The sequence below is a fragment of the Kitasatospora purpeofusca genome, from assembly GCF_042691725.1.
Classification (GTDB): domain Bacteria; phylum Actinomycetota; class Actinomycetes; order Streptomycetales; family Streptomycetaceae; genus Kitasatospora; species Kitasatospora purpeofusca_B.
This window is the reverse complement of record NZ_CP170483.1, coordinates 7604623-7625289: the sequence shown is the minus strand read 5'-3', so window position 1 is coordinate 7625289 and position 20667 is coordinate 7604623. Positions and strand designations below refer to the sequence as shown.

Genomic DNA, 20667 nt, shown 5'->3' with positions numbered 1-20667 from the left:
GGCCGTCAGGCCGGGGCGGGGCCCGGGGCGGCCGCCGTCAGCAGGTGGAGGGGGTGGCCGGTGAGCGGGTCGTCGCGCTCCCAGGCGTCGGCGAGGACGTCGAGTCCGGCCAGGTCGCCGAGCAGGATCGCGCCGACCAGGCGGTCCCCGCGCAGCACCAGCTTCTTGTAGCTGCCACGGGTGGCGTCGGCCAGCCGCAGCACGTCCAGCCCCTCGTCGAGCGTCTCGTCGACGGCGCCGAACGCCGCGTACTCCAGGCCGCCGGTGGAGAGCCGGGACGTCGGGCGCGAGCCGGTGTAGCGGGCCCCGGGGTCGGCGCCGGACAGCCGCAGGGCGAGCACGTCGGCCTGGTCCCAGGCGGGGGCGGCCAGGCCGTGGACGGTGCCCCGGTGCTCGGCGCAGTCGCCGATCGCGTGGACGTGCGGGGCGCCGGCGGCGAGCCGGTCGTCGACCAGGACGCCGGTGGCGACGGGCAGGCCGGCGGCGCGGGCGAGCGCGGTGCGCGGGCGGGCGCCGCAGGCGAGCACGACCAGGTCGCAGTCGAGCAGGTGGCCGTTGGCGAGGTGCACCCCGGCGGCCCGCTCGGCGGCCGTCGCCAGCGCCCGGGCGCGGTTGCGGCAGTGGGTCTCGACGCCGAGTGCGGCCAGCCGCTCGCGCAGCACCGCGCCCGCCTCCTCGTCGAGTTGACGATCGATCAGATGCGCGGCACGGTGCACGATCCCGGTCCGCACCCCGAGCGCGGCCAGTGCGCGGGCGGCGCTGACGCCGAGCACCCCGCCGCCGATCACCACGGCCCGGCGGGCGGTGCCGGCCTGCTCGGCGAGCCGGGCGCAGTCGTCCAGCGAGCGGAGGGTGTGCACGCCCTCGGTGAGGCCGCCGCCACCGGCCCGGCGCAGGTCGCGGATCGGCGGCAGCACCGGGTTGGCGCCGGTGGCCAGGACGAGTTCGTCCCAGGGCTCCACCGTCCCGTCGGCCAGCCCGAGCGTGCGGGCCGCCGGGTCGACGGCCACCACCGCGCAGCCGGTGCGCAGCCGGGAGGTGCCGAGCGGCAGGGCGATCGCCTCGGCGTCGTACCGGCCGGTGAGCACGTCGGCCAGCAGGACCCGGTTGTAGGGGGCGCGCGCCTCGGCGGCGTGGACGGTGACCGTGCCGGGGCCGCCGAGCGCGGTGTACCGCTCGGCGAACCGGGCGCCCGCCATGCCGCCGCCGACCACCGCGATCCGGCGGTCCGCCCCCGCGCCGCCCATCAGCCCGCCGCCCGCTCGCCGTCGGCGCCCCGGGCCGGTTCGGCGCGCTCGGCCCCGTCGAGCCGGTCGACCCCGTCACCCGCGCCGCCCCCGTCACCCGCGATGCCGATCCGCTCGACCCGCACCGCACAGGTCTTGAACTCCGGCATCCGGGAGACCGGGTCGAGCGCCGGGTTGGTGAGGCTGTTGGCCCGCCCGGCGCCGGGCCAGTGGAACGGCATGAACACCGTGTCCGCCCGGATCGCCGCGCTCACCCGGGCCGGCGCCACCGCCCGGCCGCGCCGGCTGACCACCGCGACCGGCTCCCCGTCGGCGACGCCGAGCCGCTCGGCCAGCCGGGGGTGCAGTTCGACGAACGGCCCGGGAGCCGCCGCGTTCAGCTCGGCCACCCGGCGGGTCTGCGCACCGCTCTGGTACTGGGCGAGCACCCGGCCGGTGGTCAGGTGCAGCGGGTACTCCCGGTCCGGCTCCTCCCCCGCCGGGCGGTGGGTGACGGCGGCGAAGCGGGCCCGGCCGTCCGGGGTGGCGAAGCGCTCCAGGAAGAGCCGCGGCGTGCCCGGGTGCGCCGGGTCCGGGCAGGGCCAGAAGACGCCGTGCTCGGCCGCGATCCGCCGGTAACTGATGCCCGCGTAGTCGGCGTCGCCGCCGGCCGAGGCGCGCCGCAGCTCCTCGAAGACCTGCTCGGCGTCGGCCGGGAAGCCGCGGTCCACCCCCAGCCGGCGGGCGAGTTCGCCCAGCAGCCACAGCTCGCCGCGCACCCCCTCGGGCGGGTCGAGGGCGCGGCGGCGCAGGATGACCCGGCCCTCCAGGTTGGTGGTGGTGCCGTCCTCCTCCGCCCACTGGGTGACCGGCAGGACGACGTCGGCCAGCCGCGCCGTCTCGGAGAGCACCAGGTCGGCGACGACCAGCAGGTCCAACTCGCGCAGCCGGGCGGTGACATGGGCGGCGTTCGGTGCGGAGACCACCGGGTTGGATCCCGCCACCAGCAGCGCGCGGGCGCCGTCCGGGCGGCCGAGGCCGTCCAGCAGCTCGTACGCGGAGCGGCCGGCCCGGGGCAGCGCGTCCGGGTCGACGCCCCAGACGGCGGCGACGTGCGCGCGGGCGGCCTGGTCCTCGATCGAGCGGTAGCCGGGCAGTTGGTCCGCCTTCTGGCCGTGCTCGCGGCCGCCCTGGCCGTTGCCCTGCCCGGTGAGGCAGCCGTAACCCGCGTACGGGCGGCCCGCGTTGCCGGTGGCGAGGCAGAGGTCGATCCAGGCGCCGACGGTGTCGGTGCCCTTGCTGTGCTGCTCCGGGCCGCGTGCGGTGAGCACCATGCCGGTCGCGGCCCGGCCGAACAGCCCGGCCGCTTCGCGGAGTCGGGAGACCGGGACGCCGGTGATCCGCTCCACCCGGTCCGGCCAGTGCGCCATCGCGACGGCCCGGGCGCGGTCGTAGCCGGTGGTCCGGGCGGCGACGAACTCCTCGTCCACCAGGCCGTCGGCGATCACCAGGTGGAGCAGGCCGAGGGCGAGCGCGAGATCGGTGCCGGGGCGCGGCTGGAGGTGCAGGTCGGCCTGCTCGGCGGTCCGGGTGCGGCGCGGGTCGACGACGATCAACGTGCCGCCGTTCTCCCGCAGTTCGCGGAAGTAGCGGAGCGCGGGCGGCATCGTGTCGGCCGGGTTGGCGCCGACCAGGATCAGGCAGCCGGTGTGCGGGACGTCCGCCAGCGGGAACGGCAGCCCGCGGTCCAGGCCGAACGCCCGGCGGTGCGCGGCGGCGGCCGAGGACATGCAGAACCGGCCGTTGTAGTCGATGTTCGCGGTGCCGAGCACCACCCGGGCGAACTTGCCGAGCTGGTAGGCCTTCTCGTTGGTGAGCCCGCCGCCGCCGAACACCCCGACCGCGTCCGCGCCGTAGCGCTCGCGGACCGTGCGCACCCCGGCGGCCACCCGGTCCAGCGCCTCGTCCCAGCCGGCCGCCCGCAGCGGGCCGCCCGGGCGGTCGCGCACCAGCGGCTCGGTCAGCCGCACACCCCGGGCCAGCAGGGCGGGCGCCGACCGGCCCTTGCCGCAGAGCGCGCCGCGGTTGACCGGGAAGTCCGGGCGCTCCGTCACCTCGACGGGCGCCGCGCCGGCGCTCGCGGCCTCCACCGGGCGCAGCCGCATGCCGCATTGGAGGGCGCAGTACGGGCAGTGGGTGGCGGTCTCCGCGGCGGTGCCGCCGGCTGGGGTGGCGGGGGTCATGGCCAGAATCTCGCTCCCGCCCGTTACGCCGCCGGGTCCGCCGTGTTGCGCGCACGGTACGGTTCGCTCACACCGGTCGTCATGCCGTGTGCGACACAACGCCCTTGACCTGGATGACGGTTCGATGACCCGCGCTTGACCGACAGGCAATCCCCTCGTAACGAACCCGTCGCATGCTGCCGACATGGCCACACCAACTTGCACCGGGCCGGGTCGCACCCCGCCGCCCGGGCCACTCACCGGCTTCACCATCGGGGTGACCGCCGTCCGCCGCCGGGACGAGCTGACCGCGCTGCTCGCCCGGCACGGTGCCCACGTCGTCGAGGCGCCCGCGCTGCGGATCATGCCGCTCGCCGACGACCTCGCCCTGCGCCGGGCCACCGAGGCCTGCCTGGCCGCCCCGCTCGACTACGTCGTCGCCACCACCGGCGTCGGCTGGCGCGGCTGGATGAGCGCCGCCGAGGGCTGGGGCCGGGGCGCGGCCCTGGCCGAGGCGTGCCGGCGGGCCGTCGTCCTCTCCCGGGGCCCCAAGGCCACCGGCGCCGTCCGGGCCAGCGGCCTCGGCGAGGGCTTCTCCCCCGGCTCCGAGGCCACCGGCGAACTGCTGGACTGGCTGCTCGCCCGCCCGCTGGCCGGGCGGCGGATCGCCGTCCAGGAGCACGGCGTGCAGCTGGACGGCTTCGCGGCGGCGCTGCGCGAACGCGGCGCCGAGGTGATCTCCGTCCCGGTCTACCGCTGGGGTCCCCCGGACGACCCGGCGCCCGTGCGGCGGCTGGTCGAGCAGACCGTCCGCCGCCAGGTGCACGCCCTGGCCTTCACCAGCTCCCCCGCCGTGACCGCCTTCGTCGACCTCGCCAAGGCCGACGGGCTGCGCGCACCGCTGCTGGACGCCCTGCGCGCGGACGTCCTGGTGGTCTGCGTCGGCGCGCTCTGCGCGCGGCCGCTCACCGAGCTGGGCCTGCCGGCCGCCCTCCCCGACCGCGCGCGCCTCGGCTCCATGGTGCGCCTGCTCGCACAGACCCTGCCGGGCCGGGGGCGCCGCGAACTCGTCCTGGGCGAGGCGACCCTGACGCTCCAGGGGAACGCCGTCCTGGCCGACGGCGAGAGCCGCTGGCTCAGCCCGCGCGGCGCCGCCGTCCTGCGCGCCCTCGCCGAACGCCCCGGCCATGTGCTCAGCCGCGCCGACCTGCTGCGCACCGCCTGGCCCGGCGCGGGCGCCGACGAGCACGCCGTCGAGGCGGCGGTCGGGCGGCTGCGGGTGGCGCTCGGGCCGTACGGGACGCTGATCCGCACCGTGCCCAAGCGCGGCTACCGGCTGGCGGCGGCCTGATGGACACCCGCCGTCCGGTCCTGCTCGCCGTCGCGCACGGCACCCGCTCCGCCGCCGGGGTGGCGGCCGCCCACGCGCTGCTGAGCCGGGTCCGCGCGCTGCGCCCCGGCCTCGACGTCCGCTGCTGCTTCCTGGACCTCGCCCGGCCCGTACTGTCGGAGGCGCTCACGGCGCTGGACGGCCGGGCCGCCGTGCTCGTCCCCCTGCTGCTCGGCGGCGGCTACCACCTGCGGGTCGACCTGCCGCAGGCGCTCGCCGCCGCCGGCCTCGCCCACCTCCCGCTGGCCCGCGCGCTCGGCCCCCACCCGCTGCTCGCCACCGCGCTCGCCGACCGCCTCGCCGCCGCCGGACGCCCGGCCGGTGCGGGGCCGGTGGTCCTCGCCGCCGCGGGCTCCTCCGACCCGGCCGCCAACGCCGACACCGCGCGGACCGCCGCCCTGCTCGCCGACCGCCTCGGCGACGGCCAGCCGGTCGTCGCGGCCTACCTGTCCGCCGCCCGCCCCACCCCTCGGCAGGCCGTCGCCGCCCTGCACGCCGCCGGCCACCGCCGGGTCGCCGTCGCCACCCACCTGCTCGCCCCCGGCTTCTTCGCCGACCGCGCCGCCGCCACCGGAGCCCGCTGGACGAGCGCCCCACTGGGCACCCACGACGCCCTCGCCCGCCTGGTCGCCCTCCGCTACGACGAGGCCCGCGCGGACGTCCGAAGAGCCCGCCCCGCACCGACGCCGGTGCCCGCCGCGTAGCTGTCGGGCTCCTCACACCCGCCGCCCAATCCCGCTCCGCGCTCCGCCCTCCCCCTAGGGTGATCTTCGTCGGCGCGGACCCGGATCACGCGATGGGGTGGAACAGATGGGCGTCTCCTTGACAGCGCACCAGCTGATCGGGCTGCTGGTCGACCCCGGCAGCTACCGGAGCTGGGACGAACCGGGCACCGCCGAGCCCGCCGACCCCGGCTACCGGGCGAGCCTCACCCGGGCGCGGGAGCGGACCGGCGTGGACGAGGCGGTGCTCACCGGCCTCGGCCGGATCGGCGGGGAGGCGGTGGCCCTGGTCGCCTCCGAGTTCGGCTTCCTCGGCGGGTCCATCGGCGTGGCCACCGCCGAACGGATCACCCGCGCCGTGGAGCGGGCCACCGCCGAGCGCCTCCCGCTGGTCGCCCTGCCGGTCTCCGGCGGGACGCGGATGCAGGAGGGCTCGGCGGCCTTCCTCTGCATGCTGCGGATCACCGCCGCCGTCCAGGCCCACCGCGCCGCCGGCCTGCCGTACCTCACCTATCTGCGCAACCCGACCATGGGCGGGGTGTTCGCCTCCTGGGGGACGCTCGGGCAGCTGGTGTTCGCCGAACCGGGGGCGCGGCTGGGCTTCCTCGGCCCGCGGGTGTACGAGGAGCTGCGGGGCGTCTGCCTTCCGCCCGAGGTCCAGTGCGCCGAGACGCTCGCCGAACGCGGGCTGGTGGACGCGGTGGTGGCCCCCGAGGAACTGCGCGAGGTGCTGCGCCGCTCGCTGTCCGTGCTGACCCGCCGGCCGCTGCCCGCCCCCTCCCCTGCCCGCTCCCAAGCCCCTGCCCCTGCCCCTGCCGTCGCGGAGCCCGCCGAGCGCCCCGACGCCTGGCAGGCCGTCCTGCGCACCCGTCGCCCCGACCGTCCCGGCACCCGCGAGCTGCTGCGCCGCACCGCCGAGGAGCTGGTGCTCCTGGACGCCCCCGGCGGCCGCGACGGCGCCCTCGTCCGGGCGCTCGCGGTGCTGAACGGGCAGCCGGCCGTGGTCGTCGGCCAGCAGCGGCAGGCCGGTACCCGGGAGCGCCCGTTCACCGCCGCCGACCTGCGCGCCGTCCGCCGCACCGCCCGCCTCGCCGAGCAGCTCGGCCTCCCCCTCGTCACGGTGGTCGACACCGCGGGCGCCGAACTCTCCGTCCAGGCCGAGCTGGACGGCGTGGCCGTCGAGATCGCCCACTGCCTCACCACCCTGCTCGCCCTGCGCACCCCCGTCCTCGCCGTCCTCCTCGGCCAGGGCTCCGGCGGCGGCGCGCTGGCCCTCCTGCCCGCCGACCGCGTCCTCGCCGCCGCCAACGCCTGGCTCGCCCCGCTCCCCCCGGAGGGCGCCTCGGCCATCGTCCACCGCGACGGCACCCACGCCCCGGAGCTGGCCCGCGCCCAGGGCATCGGCGCCCACGACCTCGCGGCCGTCGGCCTGGTCGACACCGTGGTCCCCGAACGCCCCGACGCCGCCGACGAGCCCGCCGCCTTCTGCGCCCGCCTCGGCCACGCCGTCGCCACCGCCCTCGCCGATCTCACCGCCGTCGCAGAACCGATCCGCCTCACCGCCCGCGCCACCCGCCACCGCCGCCTGGGCGACGCCCTCGACCTGCCCTGACGGCCGCCGAGGAGTGGGAAGTCGGCCGGTCCGACTTCCCACTCCGGGTCCGCCGTCCGCTTGCCACCGGTCCCGCCGTCCCCTGCCGGCCGTGCTGCCGATAGGTTCGGCGGCGTGACAGGACCGCGGGGCCGGGGGCCGAAATATCGCTGGACGAAGCCGGAGCCGCACAGCGGGGTGGAGGATGTCACGCTGCTGATCCTGGAATGGCTCGGCGAGCAGGGGGTGAACGCCATGATCCGGGTGGATGCGGAGCGAGTCCGGGACCGCCGTCCACCGTGGACCTTCGCCGCGAGCGGCGGACCGCTGTCGCAGCCCTTCAGGGCCGACGGCGCGTCCGCCGAGCAGTGCATGGGGCGGGCGTTGATCCAGCTGCGCGATGCCGGGGTGATCGTTCCGTTCTGATGCCCGCCGGTCCGCTGCCCCCGGCGAACTCGTCCACGAGTCCCGTTCGCGGGGGGAGGCGCGCCGTCCTGTGGTGCCGGTCTCAGATCAACCGCGACTCGGCGTGGCGGCGCGGGCCGCCCTCGGTGACGGCGGGGGCCGCCGGGCGGTGAGTGCGCTCACAGGGATTCCCTCGGCACGACGCGCGGTAGTGGCCGGGGCGATACCCGGGCGGGGGTGGCGGCGTCGCAGGTCAGGGGGTGGGGCGGGGGTCCTTCGAATCGACGGCGCGCGAGATCGCTACGACCGGGCGTCGTAGCCGCGGGGTCTTGGCAGCGGGCAAACCCGTCTGGCAACAATTGGTCTCGTCGCCAGCCGCACTCGGTACCTGTCCCACCGGAGTGCGGCTCTTCACAACGACTGTCCGGCGCACGCCCCGCGACCGTTACGGCCCCTGTCCGGCCACGGTCCGGGCGGGGCGAACGCCGGCCCAACCTGATTGAGGTCTTGTTCTTCATGCCCGCTTTCAAGCTTCGTATGCGTACCTCCGCCGTCGTTCTCGCCGGTGCCGCCGCCGTGACCGCCCTCGGTGCCGGCCTGGTGCCCGCCACCGCCTCCGCCGCCACGCCGCAGACCATCGCCGCGCAGATCGTCCCGGCGAACCAGCTCAACTCGTTCAGCCAGATCATCGCCCACGAGTCCAGCTGGAACGTGACCGCGACCAACCCGTCCTCGGGCGCGTACGGTCTGGCGCAGGCGCTGCCGGGTTCGAAGATGGCCTCGCACGGCTCCGACTGGAAGACCAACCCCACCACCCAGATCCGCTGGGCGCTGGACTACATGAACGACCGCTACGGCAGCCCGAACAACGCCTGGGCGTTCTGGCAGACCCACCACTGGTACTAAGCCGACCAGCAGCAGTACTCGACTTCACCGGACCATCTGTCCCCCCTCACCCCGGGGTCGGACAGGGATCACCGGGGTGACCGACGGCCCGGCCGCGCGCAATCCGCGCGGCCGGGCCTTCGGGCGTTCCCGGGCCGGTCGGAGCGGGAACGCCCGGATCCTGCTCGGATATATTCGGGCCGAGACGAAGTCCCGCCACCGCTCGGGCCCCGCCCAGCCCGCCCCGCCCGAGGAGCATCCGGTGCCCAAGTCCCCCCGCACCCCGGCGACCGCCACCACCCAGACCGTGGCGCAGGTCAACCAGACCGTGCTGCTGGAGGTGCTGCGCCGGCACGGGTCGCTGTCCCGGCAGCGGCTGGCGGCCGAGAGCGGGCTGTCGACGGCGACCGTGCACCGGCTGGTCGAGGTGCTGCGCACGGCGGGCCTGGTCGTGGTGGAGGCCGAGCGGGCGCCGTCCAGCGGCGGCCGCCCGCCGCAGCTGATCCGCTACAACGCCGGGGCGCAGACCGTCCTGGCCGTGGCGGTGCGCCCGCGCCGGATCGTCGGGGTGGTCGCCGACCTGCACGGCGCCGTGCTGCACGAGGCCGAGCACCACTGGGCGGCCGGCCTGGGGCCGGAGCGCGGCCGCGAGCCGTCCGCCGAGGACCTCACCGGACCGCTGCTGGCCCTGGTCGAGGGGCTGCGGGCGTGGGCCGCACGGCACGCGGGTGCGCCGCGCGCGCTGGTGGCCGGGGTGCCGGGGGTGGTCCGCGACCGGACCGGCCTGGTCGAGTTCGCCCCCGCGCTGGACTGGCCCGGCCTGCGGCTGCGCACGCTGCTCCAGGAGCACCTGGGCATCCCGGTGGCCGTCGAGAGCAATGTGGACCTGGTCGCGCTGGCCGTCCAGCACAGCGAGGCGGCGGCCGGGGTGGGGGACCTCGCCGCGGTGGTGGTCGGGATCGAGGTCGGCGCCGGGATCGTGCTGGGCGGCCGGCTGCACCGGGGCCGGCTCGGGTCGGCGGGGGCGCTGGGGTACCTGATGGGCGACCGCCGGGCGCTGGACCGCCCGCTGGGCCGCACCGGCGACACCCAGGCGCGGATCGGGGACCACGCCGTCGACCGGCGGATCGCGGAGGCCGGGCTGACCGTCTCGGGGACGTCGGCCGAGCGGGTCGCCGAGCTGTTCCGGCTGGCCCGGGAGGGCGTGCCGGCGGCGGTGCGGCTGGTGGAGGAGTTCACCGACGACCTGGCCCTGCTGGTGGCCAATCTGACCAGTGTGCTCGGGCCCGAACTCGTCGCGCTGGGCGGGAGGTTGCTCTGGGAGAGCGGCGGCGAGATGCTGCCCGCGATCGAGTCCCGGCTGCAGGGCCGGGTGCCGGTGCTGCCGCGGCTGATGATGGTGCACTCGACCACCACGGAGCTGGTGGGCGCCGCCGCGGCCGCCGTGCGGCTCGCCGACGGGGCCACCTTCATCACGCGCTGAGGCTCCACCACGCGCCGAGCCTCCACCGCACCGGGGGCTTCCCCGGCCCGACTATTTCTCAATGTGATAGAAACTCCTCGTGGCCACTCGACCAAAGGAGAACCGGATGTTCGCGGCCGCTTTCGCCATGGACCCGGCCCGGTTCCCCGACGTCTACGGCCCCGAGGCCCGCGCCCGGGTGCTCGCCCGGGCGGAACTCGTCGAGGATCCGACCGCCCCCGGCGGGGTCTGGTCCCCCGGGCGGCTCGCCGCGGCGCCGGACGCCCTGAACGACGTCGAGGTGCTGTTCACCGGCTGGGGCGGACCCGTGCTCGACGTGGCCTCGCTGGCCCGGATGCCCCGGCTCGCCCTGGTGCTGTACGCGGCCGGGTCGGTGCGCCGGATCGTCACCGAGGAGTTCTGGGCGGCCGGCCTCCCGATCGTCACCGCCGCCCACGCCAACGCCGTGCCGGTGGCCGAGTTCACCGTCGCGCAGATCGTCTACGCGCTCAAGGACGGCTGGCGGAACGTGCTCGCCGCCCGCGCCGCCCGCGCGCCGGTCCGGGTCGGCCGGGCCCCCGGCGCGTACGGCGCCACCGTCGGCGTGCTGTCGCTCGGCGAGACCGGCCGACTGGTCTGCGAGCGGCTGCGCGGCTACGACCTGCGGGTCGTCGCCCACGACCCGTACGCCGCGCCGCCGCCCGGGGTGCGGGCGGTCGGCCTGGACGAACTCTTCGCCACCGCCGACGTGGTGAGCGTCCACACCCCGCTCGTCCCGGAGACCCGGGGGCTGGTCGGCCGGCGCCTGCTCGCCTCGATGAAGCCCGGCGCCACCCTGGTCAACACCGCGCGCGGCGCCGTCCTCGACGAACCGGCGCTGATCGACGTCCTCACCGAACGGCCCGACCTGTTCGCCGTGCTGGACGTCACCGACCCCGAACCGCCGCTGCCCGGCTCGCCGCTGTTCACCCTGCCGAACGCCGTGGTCACCCCGCACCTGGCCGGCAGCCAGGCGCTGGAGCGGCGCCGCCTCGGCGACCTGGTGGTCGGCGAGTTCGAGCGGTGGACCCTCGGCGAACCGCTCCGCCACGCCCTGGAGCGCCACGCCTACGAACGGATGGCCTGAGACGTGCCACGTGAACTACCCGATGTGCTGGTGATCCTGACGGACCAGCAGACGGCGGACGCGATGGGCGCCGCCGGGAACCCGCACCTCGCCACCCCGGCGATGGACGCGCTGGCCGCCGCCGGCACCCGCTACCGGCAGGCGTACTGCGCCCAGCCGCTCTGCGCGCCCTCCCGGGCCAGTCTGCTCACCGGGCAACTGCCCAGCGCGCTCGGTGTCACCGGCAACGAGGCCGCCGCCCCCGACGGCACCGCGCCGGAGCCGCTGCTGGGCCGGGTGTTCGCCGAGGCCGGCTACGACTGCGCCTACGGCGGCAAGTGGCACCTGCCCGAACTCGACCTGCCCGAGGGCCGCGGCTTCCGCCGCCTCCACCCCGCCGGGGACGACGCCGGACTCGCCGGCGCCGCGGCCGGGTTCCTCCGCGAGCCGCGCCCGCGCCCGTTCCTGCTGGTGCTCTCCTTCCTGGAGCCGCACGGCATCTGCGAATGGGCGCGCGGCCAGGACCCGAAGACCGGCCCGCTGCCCGCCCCGCCGCCCGTCGCGCAGTGCCCGCCGCTGCCCGCCAACTTCCCGCCCGCGCCGTACGAGGCCCACCTCCCCCGGCTCGCCCAGCGGGCCTGGGCGCACACCCACCCCACCGCCGCGTGGCGCGAGGACGACTGGCGGCGCTACCGGCAGGCGTACTACGCGCTGGTCGAGCGGGTGGACGCGCACCTCGGCACCGTGCTGGCCGCGCTGCGCGAGCACGAGCGCGCGACCGGCCGGGAGGCCGTCGTGGTGTTCACCTCCGACCACGGCGACGGCGCCGGCGCGCACGGGTGGAACCAGAAGTGGGCGCTGTTCGAGGAGTCGGTGCGGGTGCCGTTCCTGGTCGGCGGGCCCGGCAGCACACCGGGCGCGGTCAGCGACCGCCTGGTGTCGACCGGGCCGGACCTCCTGCCCACCCTCTGCGACCTCGCCGGGATCCCCGTGCCGCCCGGCCTTCCCGGGCGCAGCGTGCGCGCGCCGCAGCCCCGGGAGAGCGTGGTGGTGGAGACCCGCTGGGAGCTGCCCGGCTTCAACAACGCCCTCGGCCGGATGATCCGCGACGAGCGGCACAAGTACGTCTGCTACGCCTGGGGGGACCACCGCGAGCAGCTCTTCGACCTCGCCGGGGATCCGGGCGAGATGGTCAACCTGGCGGTGGACGCCCGGCATGCGGCCCTGCTCGACCGGTTCCGCGCCCTGCTCGCCGGGCACTGCGCCCGGTCCGGCGACCCCTTCGCGCGCTTCGTGCCCGCCACGACCGCGATCTGACGGGGCGTCAGGCCGATTCGGGGTCCAGGCCGAGCAGTTCCCGGGTCCGGCGGTACTTGGCGGCGAGGCGTTCGGCGGTGGCCGGGTCCAGACTCGCCAGCCGGGCCGGGTCGGCGTTGTGCGCGAGGTCGGCCTGCTTGACGAGGAGCGCTCCCGGGGTGGCCAGGATGCGCGCCGTGTACCCCTCCAGCGGTTCGCCGGGCCGCTTGGTGAGGGCGTCCACGATGGCCTTGGTGGCGGCGCCGAGGGCGGCGTCGGCCAGCCATTCGCGGGTCAGCGCGTCGTCCTCGATCGCGTCGTGCAGCCAGCCGGCCGCGATCTGCTCGTCGCTGCCGCCGCGCGCCGCCACACCGTGGGCGACCGCCGCCAGGTGCTCGGTGTAGGGGTGGCCGTTCTTGTCGGTCTGCCCCGCGTGCGCGCTCCGGGCGATCCGCTCGACCTCGGCCAGGCTCAGATGGTCCACCCCGCCATGGTAGGCGCCGGCCCCGCCGGGCCGCGCGGGGGCCTGCCCGCCGGGGCCGTCCGGGCGCCTGATTGACTGCCGACGGCCGGCCCGTCCGGCCCCGCCCGCGACCGCACCGAGGGAGTCATGCCCAGCCCGCACCCGCTGCTGTCCGGTTTCGCCCCGATCTGGGCGCTGACCGGCGTCGGCTATCTGCTCGGCCGCGGCGGCCTGCTCGGCGAGCAGGCCGAGCAGGCGCTGAACCGGTTCGTCTTCCACGCGGCGATGCCCGCCGCGCTGTTCCTGATGATCGCCCGCACCCCGCTGGACCGGTTCGCCAACCCGTCGATGGCGGCGTTCGTCGCGGGCACGGTGGTGGCGGGCGGGCTCGGGCTGCTCGTCTCCCACCGGCTGTTCGGGCGCGCGGTGCCGGAGCGGGCGCTCGGCGCGATGGCGGCCGGGTACGTCAACTCGGCCAACCTGGGCATACCGGTGGCCACCCAGGTGCTCGGTGACGCGTCCTTCGTCGGCCCGGTGGTGCTGTTCCAGATCCTGGTGGTCACCCCGGCGGTGCTGACCGTGCTGGACTCCGGGCGGGCCGGTCTGCGGGCCGCGCTCACGCTGCCGCTGCGCAATCCGATCCTGTTGGCGGTGGGGCTGGGCGCCGCGCTGTCGGCGACCGGGTGGCGGCCGCCCGCCGAGCTGAATCGTTCCTGCGAACTGCTCGGCGGCGCGGCCGTGCCGACCGCCCTGGTGGCGCTCGGCCTCTCGCTCTGCCATCCACCCGCCGTCACCGGCGCCTCCCGCTATCTGGAGGTCGGCGCGGCGGTCGCGCTGAAGACCCTCGTCCAGCCGCTGACGGCCTGGGCGGTCGGCGCGCTGGTGCTCGACCTGCCGCCGCACCAACTGCTCACCGTGGTGCTGTTCTCGGCGCTGCCGACCGCGCAGAACGCGTTCACCTACGCGCGCGAGTACGGCCACGGGGCCGCCTTCGCCCGGGACGCGGTGCTCGCCTCGACGCTGGTCTCGATGGCCACGCTGTCCCTGGTCGCCTGGGCCCTCGGCCCGGCGTAGCGGCCCGCCACCGGAAGGCGGCGGGCCGTGCCGGGAGTGCGGTCAGCCCTCGTAGCGCAGGCCGTACCCGAAGCGGAACAGCGGGTCGGCGGTGTCGAACGGCACGTCCGACCGGCTCGCCTCGACGGCCGCCATCGAGGACGGCAGGTCGAACGGCAGCGAGCCCTGCGGCCGCTCCTCGCCGAACAGCACCTTCGCGAAGGCCTCCTGCGCCGCGCCGAAGTTGACCGTCAGCGAGGCGGCGTGCCCGGCCAGGCCGGTCAGGATCGCCGGGCGGTCCAGGTACACGTCGACCACGGTCGGCACGGTGGCACAGATCCGCCGCACGCGCTCGATCTCCTCCTCGGGGAAGTCGAGCGAGCCCGCGTGGAAGAAGGACTCCAGGGTGCCCTCCTCGCCGCGCGGCTCGAACGGCGCCGCCAGGCGCAGCACCGCCACGTCCGCCTCCTGCGGCGTGGCGACGAGCTCCGCCCGGCCGCCGAGCGCGTCGGCGGACAGCCCCTCCGCGTACACCCGCAGGCCGCCGGCCGCGAGCGGCAGGCGGGCCGGGCCGCTGTCGGCGTTGACCAGCAGGGTGTGCGCGGCCGCCTGCGCGGCGAGGCCCTCGGCGCGCGCCTCGGCGGTGCCCACCAGCAGGTCGGCGGCGTCCTCGTCCAGGTACGGCCGGTCGAACAGGCCGAGCCGGAACTTCTCGCGCAGCAGGCGGCGCACCGAGGTGTCGAGGCGCTGCTCGGCCACCTTGCCGGCCTTGACCAGGCCCACCAGCACCTCCGGGCGGAACTCGCCGCCGAACTGGTCCACCCCGGCGTCCAGCGACTTGAGCATGCGCTCCTCGTAGGTCAGTTCCTCCACGCCCCAGTACTTGTGGGCGAGGATGGCCCAGTCGGTGCAGACGATGCCGTCGTAGCCGAGCCGCTCGCGCAGCAGGCCGGTGATGATCCCCTGGTTGAAGCCGAAGCCGACCTCCTCGTGCTCGGTGCCGACCGGCATGCCGTAGTAGGGCATCATCTGGGCGACGCCGGCCTCGATGACGGCCTTGAACGGCTCCAGGTGGTAGTCGAAGTTGTCGCCCGGGTAGACCTGCTCGCGGCCGTACTCGAAGTGCGGGTCCTCGCCGTTCAGCTGCGCGCCGCCGCCGGGGAAGTGCTTGGCCATCACGGACACGGACTCCGGGCCGAGCTCCTCGCCCTGGAGCCCGCGCACATAGGCGACGGCGAGCTTCGAGGTGAGGTCGGCGTCCTCGCCGAAGGTGGTGCTGATGCGCGCCCAGCGCGGCTCGGTGGCGAGGTCGATCTGGGGGTGCAGCGCGACCCGGATGCCGACGGCCAGGTACTCGCGGCGCACCGTGTCGGCCCAGCGGCGGACCAGCTCGGGCGAGCCGACGGCGGCGAAGCCGAGCGGCTCGGGCCACTGCGAGAAGGGGCCGGCCAGCAGCGCGGTGGCGGGGTTGTCGGTGAAGGAGTGGCGCGGGTCGCTGGAGATGGTCACCGGGATGCCCAGCGGCCGCTCCAGGGCGGCTCGCTGGAGGGCGTTGTGCCAGACGGCGAGGGAGCGCGCGTCGGTCGCCCAGAGGATGTTGTAGTGGTTGATGCGCCGCTCCAGCAGGGTCGCCATGGACGGCGTGCCGAACAGGCCGGGCTCCTCCGGGGCGCCGAGGGTGCCCAGGGGCTGGAACATCAGGCCCGCCTTGTCCTCGACGGGCAGACGGCTCAGCAGGTCCTCGACGCGCTGGTCGACGCTCAGCGTCGGGTCCTGGTAGGGGAAGCGGGCTTCGGTGCTCATGACGGGGGCCTTCCTCGATGGTGCGGGGGATGCGGGGGGGGTCCGGGGCGGGTGCGGTCAGGCGGCGCTTCTGATCCTGGTCACCAGCAGCGCGCCGACCAGGCAGAACACGGCGGCGAGGCCGAACCAGAGCGAGTAGCCGGCGCCGCCGAGCAGGGCGTCGCCGACGGGTATGACGACCACGCCGGCCAGGAACGGCGCGAGCGAACCCGGCAGGGCGTTGGCGATGTTGAGCACGCCCAGGTCCTTGGCCGTGTCGTCCTGGCTGGGCAGCAGGCTGATGGTGAGCGCGCTGTCGACGGCGAGGAACAGGCCGGCGCCGATGCCGAGGAGCGCTTCGAGGACCAGCAGGGTCCCCAGACCGGCGTCGCCGAGGTACGGGGTGGCGCTCACCACGGCGAGGACGGCCGCCATCACCAGGCCGCCGCCCATCACGAACGGCTTGCGGCGGCCGAGGCGGTCGGACAGCACGCCGCCGACGACGCTGGCGACGACCAGGGTGGCGACGCTCAGGCCGTTGGCGAGGGCGTTGAAGCGCAGCTGCTCGTCGGTGTCGTCCATGCCGAACTCGGCTGCCAGGAAGAGGGTCAGATAGCCGCTGAGGGAACCGTAACCGAGCATGATGAGGAACTTGCTCAGCCAGGCCCAGCCGAAGTCCGGGTGCTTGCGCGGGTCGAAGACGAAGGAGAGCAGGAGGCTGCGCGGGTTCAGCGGCTCGTCCGGCGCTTCGGTGCGCACCCGGTCGGGCAGGCGGGCGGCGAACCAGAGGCCGAGGACGAGGGCGACGGCGGCCGGCACGGCGAACCGCAGGAGGTCGCTGGGCAGCGCGGAGAGCAGGACCGAGCCGACCATGATGCCGACCGGGGTGACGGCGCCGACGATGCCGGACACGCGGCCGCGCCTGGCCTCGGGCACGTGGTCGGCCACGGTCGCGCCGGAGGCGGCGAAGGCGACGTTGGCGGCGCCCTGGGCGGCGCACCAGGCGACCAGCAGGACCGGGATGTTGGGGGCGAGGGCGCAGACCACCAGGGCCGCCGCCATGGCGACGACACCGCCGGCCAGGAACGGCCGGCGCATGCCGAAGCGGGAGGTGCAGCGGTCGGAGAGGCGGCCGGCGAGGGGCTGGCCGACCAGCGCGAACAGGGCGCCGGTGCCGGTCACCAGCCCGAGCTGGGCGGGGGCGGCGTCCAGGCCGACCAGGTGCTGGATCTTGACCGACAGACCGCCCATCACGGGGGCGAGCACCGCGAGGTACATGCCGAACTGACCGAGGGCCAGTCTTCGCACGAAGCCGGGGGGCGCCTGCGGAGCGGGGGCCTCCGCGGGCGGCGAGGGGGTGTCGAGCATGGGGGAGCTCCTAGGGGACCAGCCACGGCGGCGTGGCGTGGGCCCAATTGCTACACACGTGTAGCTTTCTGTCAAGCAACCCTGCTACCGTTCCCCCATGACCACCTCAGGAGCCGGGGCGGTGGCGTCCGGCGGCTACGCCAAGGGCCGCGCCCGCCGGGCCGCGATCATCCAGACCGCCGCCGAGCACTTCGCCCAGCGCGGGTTCCGGGCGGTGACGATCCTCGACCTCGCCGCCGCGTGCGACATCTCCCGGGCCGGTCTGCTGCGCTACTTCCCCGACAAGGACGCGCTGCTCCAGGCCGTCCTGGAGGACCGCGACCGCCTGGACCGCGAGCGCTTCCGCCCCTACACCCGGCTCGGCGGCGGCCTCGGCGTGCTGCGCGGGATGGTGGACCTCGCCGGGCACAACGAGCTGGCCCCCGGGCTCATCGAACTGTTCGTCCGGCTCTCCGGCGAGGCCTCCGACCCGGAGCACCCCGCCCACGCCTACTTCGCCGACCGCTACGCGCGCATCCGCGGCGGCACGGCCGACGCCCTGCGCCGGGTCGGCGGGGACGGGCACCTGCGCGAGGACGTGGACCCGGAGGAGGCCGCCGTGCGGCTCACGGCGCTGATGGACGGGCTCCAGGCGCAGTGGCTCTTCGACCGCTCGGTCGACATGGCCCGCCATGTGCGCGCGGCGGTCCTGACGCTGCTCACCGAGCCGGGCGCTACCGCCTTCGACGCGCTCGCACCGGCCGGCTGACGGCGGGCGGCGGGCGGCGGGCGCGGCGGTTCGGACGCCCGGTCAGGCCTCCCAGAGCGCGACCCAGCCGGCCGAGCGGCCGTCGGGTGCGTGGTCGCGGTCGTGCTCGGCGAGGACCGGCGCCGCCCCCGGAGCCAGGATCGCGTGCACCCCGCCCTCGGCGGTGAGGACGGCGCCCGCCGAGGCGCGGAACTCCCCCGCCGTCATCGCGGCGGCGAACACGTGCTCCGCCTCCTGGAGGACCACGACCACCTCCCCGGCGGCGGGGTCGACGAGCCCGGCGACCTCGGCGAGCCGCACCACCCGGTCGGGACCGCCGGACACGCCGCCGCGCACCGCCGCCGCCACCGCGTCGTCGACGTCCGCGAGGCCGACCGGCCGCAGCGGCGCGCCGACGTGCTCCGCCCACCAGGCCCGCAGCCCCTCGGCCGCCGTTCCGAAGGGTGCCGACCGGCACCCTCGTCCGTCAGGCATCCTCCCCCGGCGCGGGCTCCGGCCCGGCACCGGGGGCGGGGGCGGGGGCCGGGGCGGGGGCGGCAGCCTCCTCCTCCCGGCGGGCGCGGGCAAGGTCGGCCCGGCTTCGGGTCAGCTCGGCGACAGCACCGATGATCTTGGACGCGCTGACGCCGACCGAGGTCACCAGGCCGGCGACCGCGCTGATCGTCGCCGCCGAACCGAAGTCGAGCCCGGCCGGTGCCGAGGTCTGGGTCCCCCCGCCCGGGGGCGAGCCGGACGAGTTGGGGTCGATCCGGGGTCCCGGATCGTCTGCGGCCCACATCAGGACGAGCATCACGCAGATGAACGTCGCCACGAAGACACCGATCCCACGGCGTACCCAGCGAGACCGCTTCGCACCCGACCGACCCCTCGACTCCCCCATGGCGCCAGCCTAGTGCGTCCGGGCACGCACCCGGCCGCGTCAGCGGTCCCGGACGGCGATCAGCTCGCGGCCGCGCAGGGTGTACAGCACTCCGGCGTCGTCGACCGCGACCCGGGCGCCGCTGTACCACTCCGCGTCGACCTGGACGAGGACGGTGGCGGCCAGCGTCACGGGGTCCAGCCGGAACAGCGTCTTCTCGCTGATCCCGTACACCCGGCCGCGGGCCACCAGCAGGCGCGGGTTGGCGGAAGTGATCGCGCGCAGGTCGGCCCTGGCGTCGATCACCGGCGGGCGCCCCGGCCGGGCGGTGCGCAGGTCGGCGGCGAAGGCCTGCCCGTTCACCGTGATGCCGAACAGCCGGTGCCCGTGGACCACCAGGCTGCTGATGCCCGAGCCGAAGTCGGTGGCGGCGCGCCACAGTTCGCGCCCGGCCACCGGGTCCCAGGCCGCCAGGTCGCCGCGCGGGCCGGTGGCCTTGGCGTTGTCGCCGCCGAGGAAGGCCTGCCCGTGCCCGGCCGCGACCGCGCGCACCAACTGCTCGGGCCCGAGCGGGTCGACGTGCACGGTGGGCTGCCCGCTTCCGGGGCGGTAGGTGACGAACGAGCCGCCGCCGGTGGTGTCGGCCTGCACGCCGAGCAGCAGCAGGCGGTGCTCGTCGTCCCAGCGCACGGTCTGCGGCCGGTTCTGCTCCTGCGGCAGCTTCGCCTCCTGGACCGGCGCCTCGTCGGCCCACGGCCGGTACCGCCAGATCCCCTGCGAGGAGTAGACGCCCAGGTAGAGGGTGCCGTCGTCGAGGACCACGGTGTCCTTGGCCTCGCCGGGGACGGGGAGCTTGCGCACCGTGCCGGCGTTGAGGTCGTGCAGCGCGACCGAGCCGTTGCCGCCGACGTACACCCGGCCGTACCGGGCCGCCACCGACATGCCGAGCTGCGCCTCGGCGGGCGCGCCGGCGGCCACCAGGTCGGTGGTGGTGACGGCGGCGGTCGCGGTGGCGAGGGTCCAGGCGGTGCCGCCCTCGGTGACGCCGACCAGGGTGTCGCCGATCCGGCCCAGGCCCCAGGAGTTGCCGTCGGGGACGGGAACCGCGAAGGCCTCCGGGCCGTCCGCGCCGAGCCGGTAGCGCCAGACGGTGCCGTGCTCGGTGGAGGTGAACCAGACGGTGTCGCCCCGGCGTTGGAAGTTGGTGACGCTCTTGGTGCCGGGCACCGGGAAGGAGCGCAGCACGGTGTGGGTGGCCGGGTCCAGCAGAGCGACGTGGGCGGGCTTGCCCTCGGTGGAGACGGCGAGCAGGTCGTCGCCGAGGGCGGTGATCTGGCGGATGATGGTGTCGGCCGCGAGCGCGGGCGGGGTGATGTCGGTGACCCGGCCGGTGGCCCGCTCGACCGCGAACAGCGAGGCGAGGGTGGCCCCGCCGCCGCCCGCCAGATTGCTGCCGACGCCCAGGTAGACGTGGGTGGCGGTGGCCTCGACGGCCCGCCCCTGGGTGGCGTCCGGCGCGGGCGAGGCGACCTCGGTGAGCGCACCGGTCGCCGGGTCGTAGGCGTACAGGCCGGGACCGGCCGCCCGGCCCTTCTGCCGGCCGGTGGCGAACACCACGCCGTCGGGGGCGACCGCGACGTCCCGGACGTCGGCGCCGGGCACGGCGGCCAGGCCGCGCACGCTGCCGTCCGCCGGGTCGAGGCGGTACAGGTTGACGGCCTTCGGCGCGTCCGTCACCCCGAGGTACAGCACGCCGCCGTGGGCGGCCGAGCCCTGCACGAAGTTGCCGGTCGGCAGGGTGGCGGTGCGGGTGACCCGGCCGGTGGGCACGTGGTAGCCGACCACCTTGGCCGGGGCCAGGTTGCGCGAGCCGATCCACAGCGTCTCACCGATCAGGGTGGCGCTCATCAGCGGGAAGTCGGCGTTCCCCGGGCCGAGTCCGGTCACCTCGGGGGTGCCGGACGGGCGGCCGGGCGCGGCCGAGGCGGGCGCCGCACCGACCGCGGTCAGGGCGGTCAGGGCGGTCACGGAGCCCGCACCGCGCAGGAGTTGGCGGCGGGACGGTCGGGCGGGCGGCGTCATGGTACTCC

The 20667-nt window shown here is 76.3% G+C and carries 18 protein-coding genes; 10 read left to right on the top strand and 8 right to left on the bottom strand.

Annotated elements, in window-relative coordinates:
• Nucleotides 1–5 precede the first annotated feature (5 nt).
• Both ACFCLZ_RS32905 and ACFCLZ_RS32900 read right to left on the bottom strand, forming a co-directional pair.
• Nucleotides 6–1247, bottom strand: a complete 1242-nt coding sequence (locus ACFCLZ_RS32905; protein ID WP_380281531.1) for an NAD(P)/FAD-dependent oxidoreductase — start codon at nt 1245–1247, stop codon at nt 6–8.
• Nucleotides 1247–3469: a molybdopterin oxidoreductase family protein gene (locus tag ACFCLZ_RS32900; RefSeq protein WP_380281530.1), complete on the bottom strand. Its 2223-nt coding sequence runs from the start codon at nt 3467–3469 to the stop codon at nt 1247–1249. Before ACFCLZ_RS32900 ends, ACFCLZ_RS32905 begins: the two co-directional genes overlap by 1 nt.
• 184 nt (nt 3470–3653) lie before the next feature.
• On the opposite strand from ACFCLZ_RS32900, the gene ACFCLZ_RS32895 reads away from it, so the two are divergent.
• The 8 genes from ACFCLZ_RS32895 to ACFCLZ_RS32860 all read left to right on the top strand — a co-directional run bounded on the left by ACFCLZ_RS32895 (nt 3654) and on the right by ACFCLZ_RS32860 (nt 12325).
• Nucleotides 3654–4799, top strand: coding sequence for a uroporphyrinogen-III synthase (locus ACFCLZ_RS32895; protein WP_380281529.1), 1146 nt, complete (start codon nt 3654–3656; stop codon nt 4797–4799).
• Nucleotides 4799–5542 (top strand): sirohydrochlorin chelatase, encoded by a 744-nt coding sequence (locus tag ACFCLZ_RS32890; protein WP_380281528.1) that lies wholly within the window; start codon nt 4799–4801, stop codon nt 5540–5542. The genes ACFCLZ_RS32895 and ACFCLZ_RS32890 overlap by 1 nt, the downstream gene beginning before the upstream one ends.
• Nucleotides 5543–5648: 106 nt before the next feature.
• Entirely contained in the window at nt 5649–7172 is a 1524-nt protein-coding gene (locus ACFCLZ_RS32885) for a carboxyl transferase domain-containing protein (RefSeq protein ID WP_380281527.1), read from the top strand.
• 177 nt (nt 7173–7349) lie between these two features.
• Nucleotides 7350–7577 carry a hypothetical protein gene (locus tag ACFCLZ_RS32880; protein WP_380281526.1) on the top strand — a complete coding sequence of 76 codons (228 nt, stop codon included), beginning with the start codon at nt 7350–7352 and terminating at the stop codon, nt 7575–7577.
• 516 nt (nt 7578–8093) lie between these two features.
• On the top strand, nt 8094–8462 hold the full coding sequence (locus ACFCLZ_RS32875; RefSeq protein WP_380281525.1) for a transglycosylase SLT domain-containing protein: 369 nt from the start codon (nt 8094–8096) through the stop codon (nt 8460–8462).
• A 76-nt stretch (nt 8463–8538) separates the two neighbouring features.
• Nucleotides 8539–9924 (top strand): ROK family transcriptional regulator, encoded by a 1386-nt coding sequence (locus tag ACFCLZ_RS32870; RefSeq protein WP_380281524.1) that lies wholly within the window; start codon nt 8539–8541, stop codon nt 9922–9924.
• A 79-nt stretch (nt 9925–10003) separates the two neighbouring features.
• A complete protein-coding gene (locus ACFCLZ_RS32865) occupies nt 10004–11029 on the top strand; it encodes a hydroxyacid dehydrogenase (RefSeq protein ID WP_380281523.1) in 1026 nt (341 codons plus the stop codon).
• Between the two features lie 3 nt (nt 11030–11032).
• A complete protein-coding gene (locus ACFCLZ_RS32860; RefSeq protein ID WP_380281522.1) occupies nt 11033–12325 on the top strand; it encodes a sulfatase in 1293 nt (430 codons plus the stop codon).
• Nucleotides 12326–12332: 7 nt separating this feature from the next.
• On the opposite strand, the gene ACFCLZ_RS32855 is transcribed toward ACFCLZ_RS32860, so the two are convergent.
• Nucleotides 12333–12788, bottom strand: coding sequence for an HD domain-containing protein (locus tag ACFCLZ_RS32855; RefSeq protein WP_380281521.1), 456 nt, complete (start codon nt 12786–12788; stop codon nt 12333–12335).
• Nucleotides 12789–12914: 126 nt separating this feature from the next.
• On the opposite strand from ACFCLZ_RS32855, the gene ACFCLZ_RS32850 reads away from it, so the two are divergent.
• Nucleotides 12915–13841: an AEC family transporter gene (locus ACFCLZ_RS32850; protein WP_380281520.1), complete on the top strand. Its 927-nt coding sequence runs from the start codon at nt 12915–12917 to the stop codon at nt 13839–13841.
• 42 nt (nt 13842–13883) lie between these two features.
• On the opposite strand, the gene ACFCLZ_RS32845 is transcribed toward ACFCLZ_RS32850, so the two are convergent.
• Both ACFCLZ_RS32845 and ACFCLZ_RS32840 read right to left on the bottom strand, forming a co-directional pair.
• The gene (locus ACFCLZ_RS32845; protein WP_380281519.1) at nt 13884–15623 is read right to left on the bottom strand and encodes a glycoside hydrolase family 3 protein; all 1740 of its coding nucleotides are present in this window, start codon (nt 15621–15623) and stop codon (nt 13884–13886) included.
• 57 nt (nt 15624–15680) lie between these two features.
• Nucleotides 15681–16970: an MFS transporter gene (locus tag ACFCLZ_RS32840; protein WP_380281518.1), complete on the bottom strand. Its 1290-nt coding sequence runs from the start codon at nt 16968–16970 to the stop codon at nt 15681–15683.
• A 97-nt stretch (nt 16971–17067) separates the two neighbouring features.
• Here ACFCLZ_RS32840 and ACFCLZ_RS32835 point away from each other — a divergent pair, with 97 nt between their 5' ends.
• Complete coding sequence (locus ACFCLZ_RS32835) at nt 17068–17718, top strand: TetR/AcrR family transcriptional regulator (RefSeq protein ID WP_380281517.1); 651 nt, start codon at nt 17068–17070, stop codon at nt 17716–17718.
• A gap of 42 nt (nt 17719–17760) precedes the next feature.
• Here the strand turns inward: ACFCLZ_RS32835 and ACFCLZ_RS32830 are convergent, their stop codons facing one another.
• The 3 genes from ACFCLZ_RS32830 to ACFCLZ_RS32820 all read right to left on the bottom strand — a co-directional run bounded on the left by ACFCLZ_RS32830 (nt 17761) and on the right by ACFCLZ_RS32820 (nt 20659).
• Nucleotides 17761–18192, bottom strand: a complete 432-nt coding sequence (locus ACFCLZ_RS32830) for a hypothetical protein (protein WP_380281516.1) — start codon at nt 18190–18192, stop codon at nt 17761–17763.
• Nucleotides 18185–18529 carry a hypothetical protein gene (locus ACFCLZ_RS32825; RefSeq protein WP_380281515.1) on the bottom strand — a complete coding sequence of 115 codons (345 nt, stop codon included), beginning with the start codon at nt 18527–18529 and terminating at the stop codon, nt 18185–18187. The genes ACFCLZ_RS32830 and ACFCLZ_RS32825 overlap by 8 nt, the downstream gene beginning before the upstream one ends.
• A gap of 108 nt (nt 18530–18637) precedes the next feature.
• Complete coding sequence (locus tag ACFCLZ_RS32820) at nt 18638–20659, bottom strand: PQQ-binding-like beta-propeller repeat protein (RefSeq protein WP_380281514.1); 2022 nt, start codon at nt 20657–20659, stop codon at nt 18638–18640.
• Nucleotides 20660–20667: the final 8 nt, after the last annotated feature.

Coding starts and splice junctions, on each gene's coding strand:
- ACFCLZ_RS32840 (WP_380281518.1), bottom strand. CDS start 16,970: ATGCTCGACACCCCCTCGCCGCCCGCGGAGGCCCCCGCTCCGCAGGCG.
- ACFCLZ_RS32890 (WP_380281528.1), top strand. CDS start 4,799: ATGGACACCCGCCGTCCGGTCCTGCTCGCCGTCGCGCACGGCACCCGC.
- ACFCLZ_RS32875 (WP_380281525.1), top strand. CDS start 8,094: ATGCGTACCTCCGCCGTCGTTCTCGCCGGTGCCGCCGCCGTGACCGCC.
- ACFCLZ_RS32895 (WP_380281529.1), top strand. CDS start 3,654: ATGGCCACACCAACTTGCACCGGGCCGGGTCGCACCCCGCCGCCCGGG.
- ACFCLZ_RS32845 (WP_380281519.1), bottom strand. CDS start 15,623: ATGAGCACCGAAGCCCGCTTCCCCTACCAGGACCCGACGCTGAGCGTC.
- ACFCLZ_RS32905 (WP_380281531.1), bottom strand. CDS start 1,247: ATGGGCGGCGCGGGGGCGGACCGCCGGATCGCGGTGGTCGGCGGCGGC.
- ACFCLZ_RS32850 (WP_380281520.1), top strand. CDS start 12,915: ATGCCCAGCCCGCACCCGCTGCTGTCCGGTTTCGCCCCGATCTGGGCG.
- ACFCLZ_RS32885 (WP_380281527.1), top strand. CDS start 5,649: ATGGGCGTCTCCTTGACAGCGCACCAGCTGATCGGGCTGCTGGTCGAC.
- ACFCLZ_RS32830 (WP_380281516.1), bottom strand. CDS start 18,192: ATGCCTGACGGACGAGGGTGCCGGTCGGCACCCTTCGGAACGGCGGCC.
- ACFCLZ_RS32835 (WP_380281517.1), top strand. CDS start 17,068: ATGACCACCTCAGGAGCCGGGGCGGTGGCGTCCGGCGGCTACGCCAAG.
- ACFCLZ_RS32820 (WP_380281514.1), bottom strand. CDS start 20,659: ATGACGCCGCCCGCCCGACCGTCCCGCCGCCAACTCCTGCGCGGTGCG.
- ACFCLZ_RS32900 (WP_380281530.1), bottom strand. CDS start 3,469: ATGACCCCCGCCACCCCAGCCGGCGGCACCGCCGCGGAGACCGCCACC.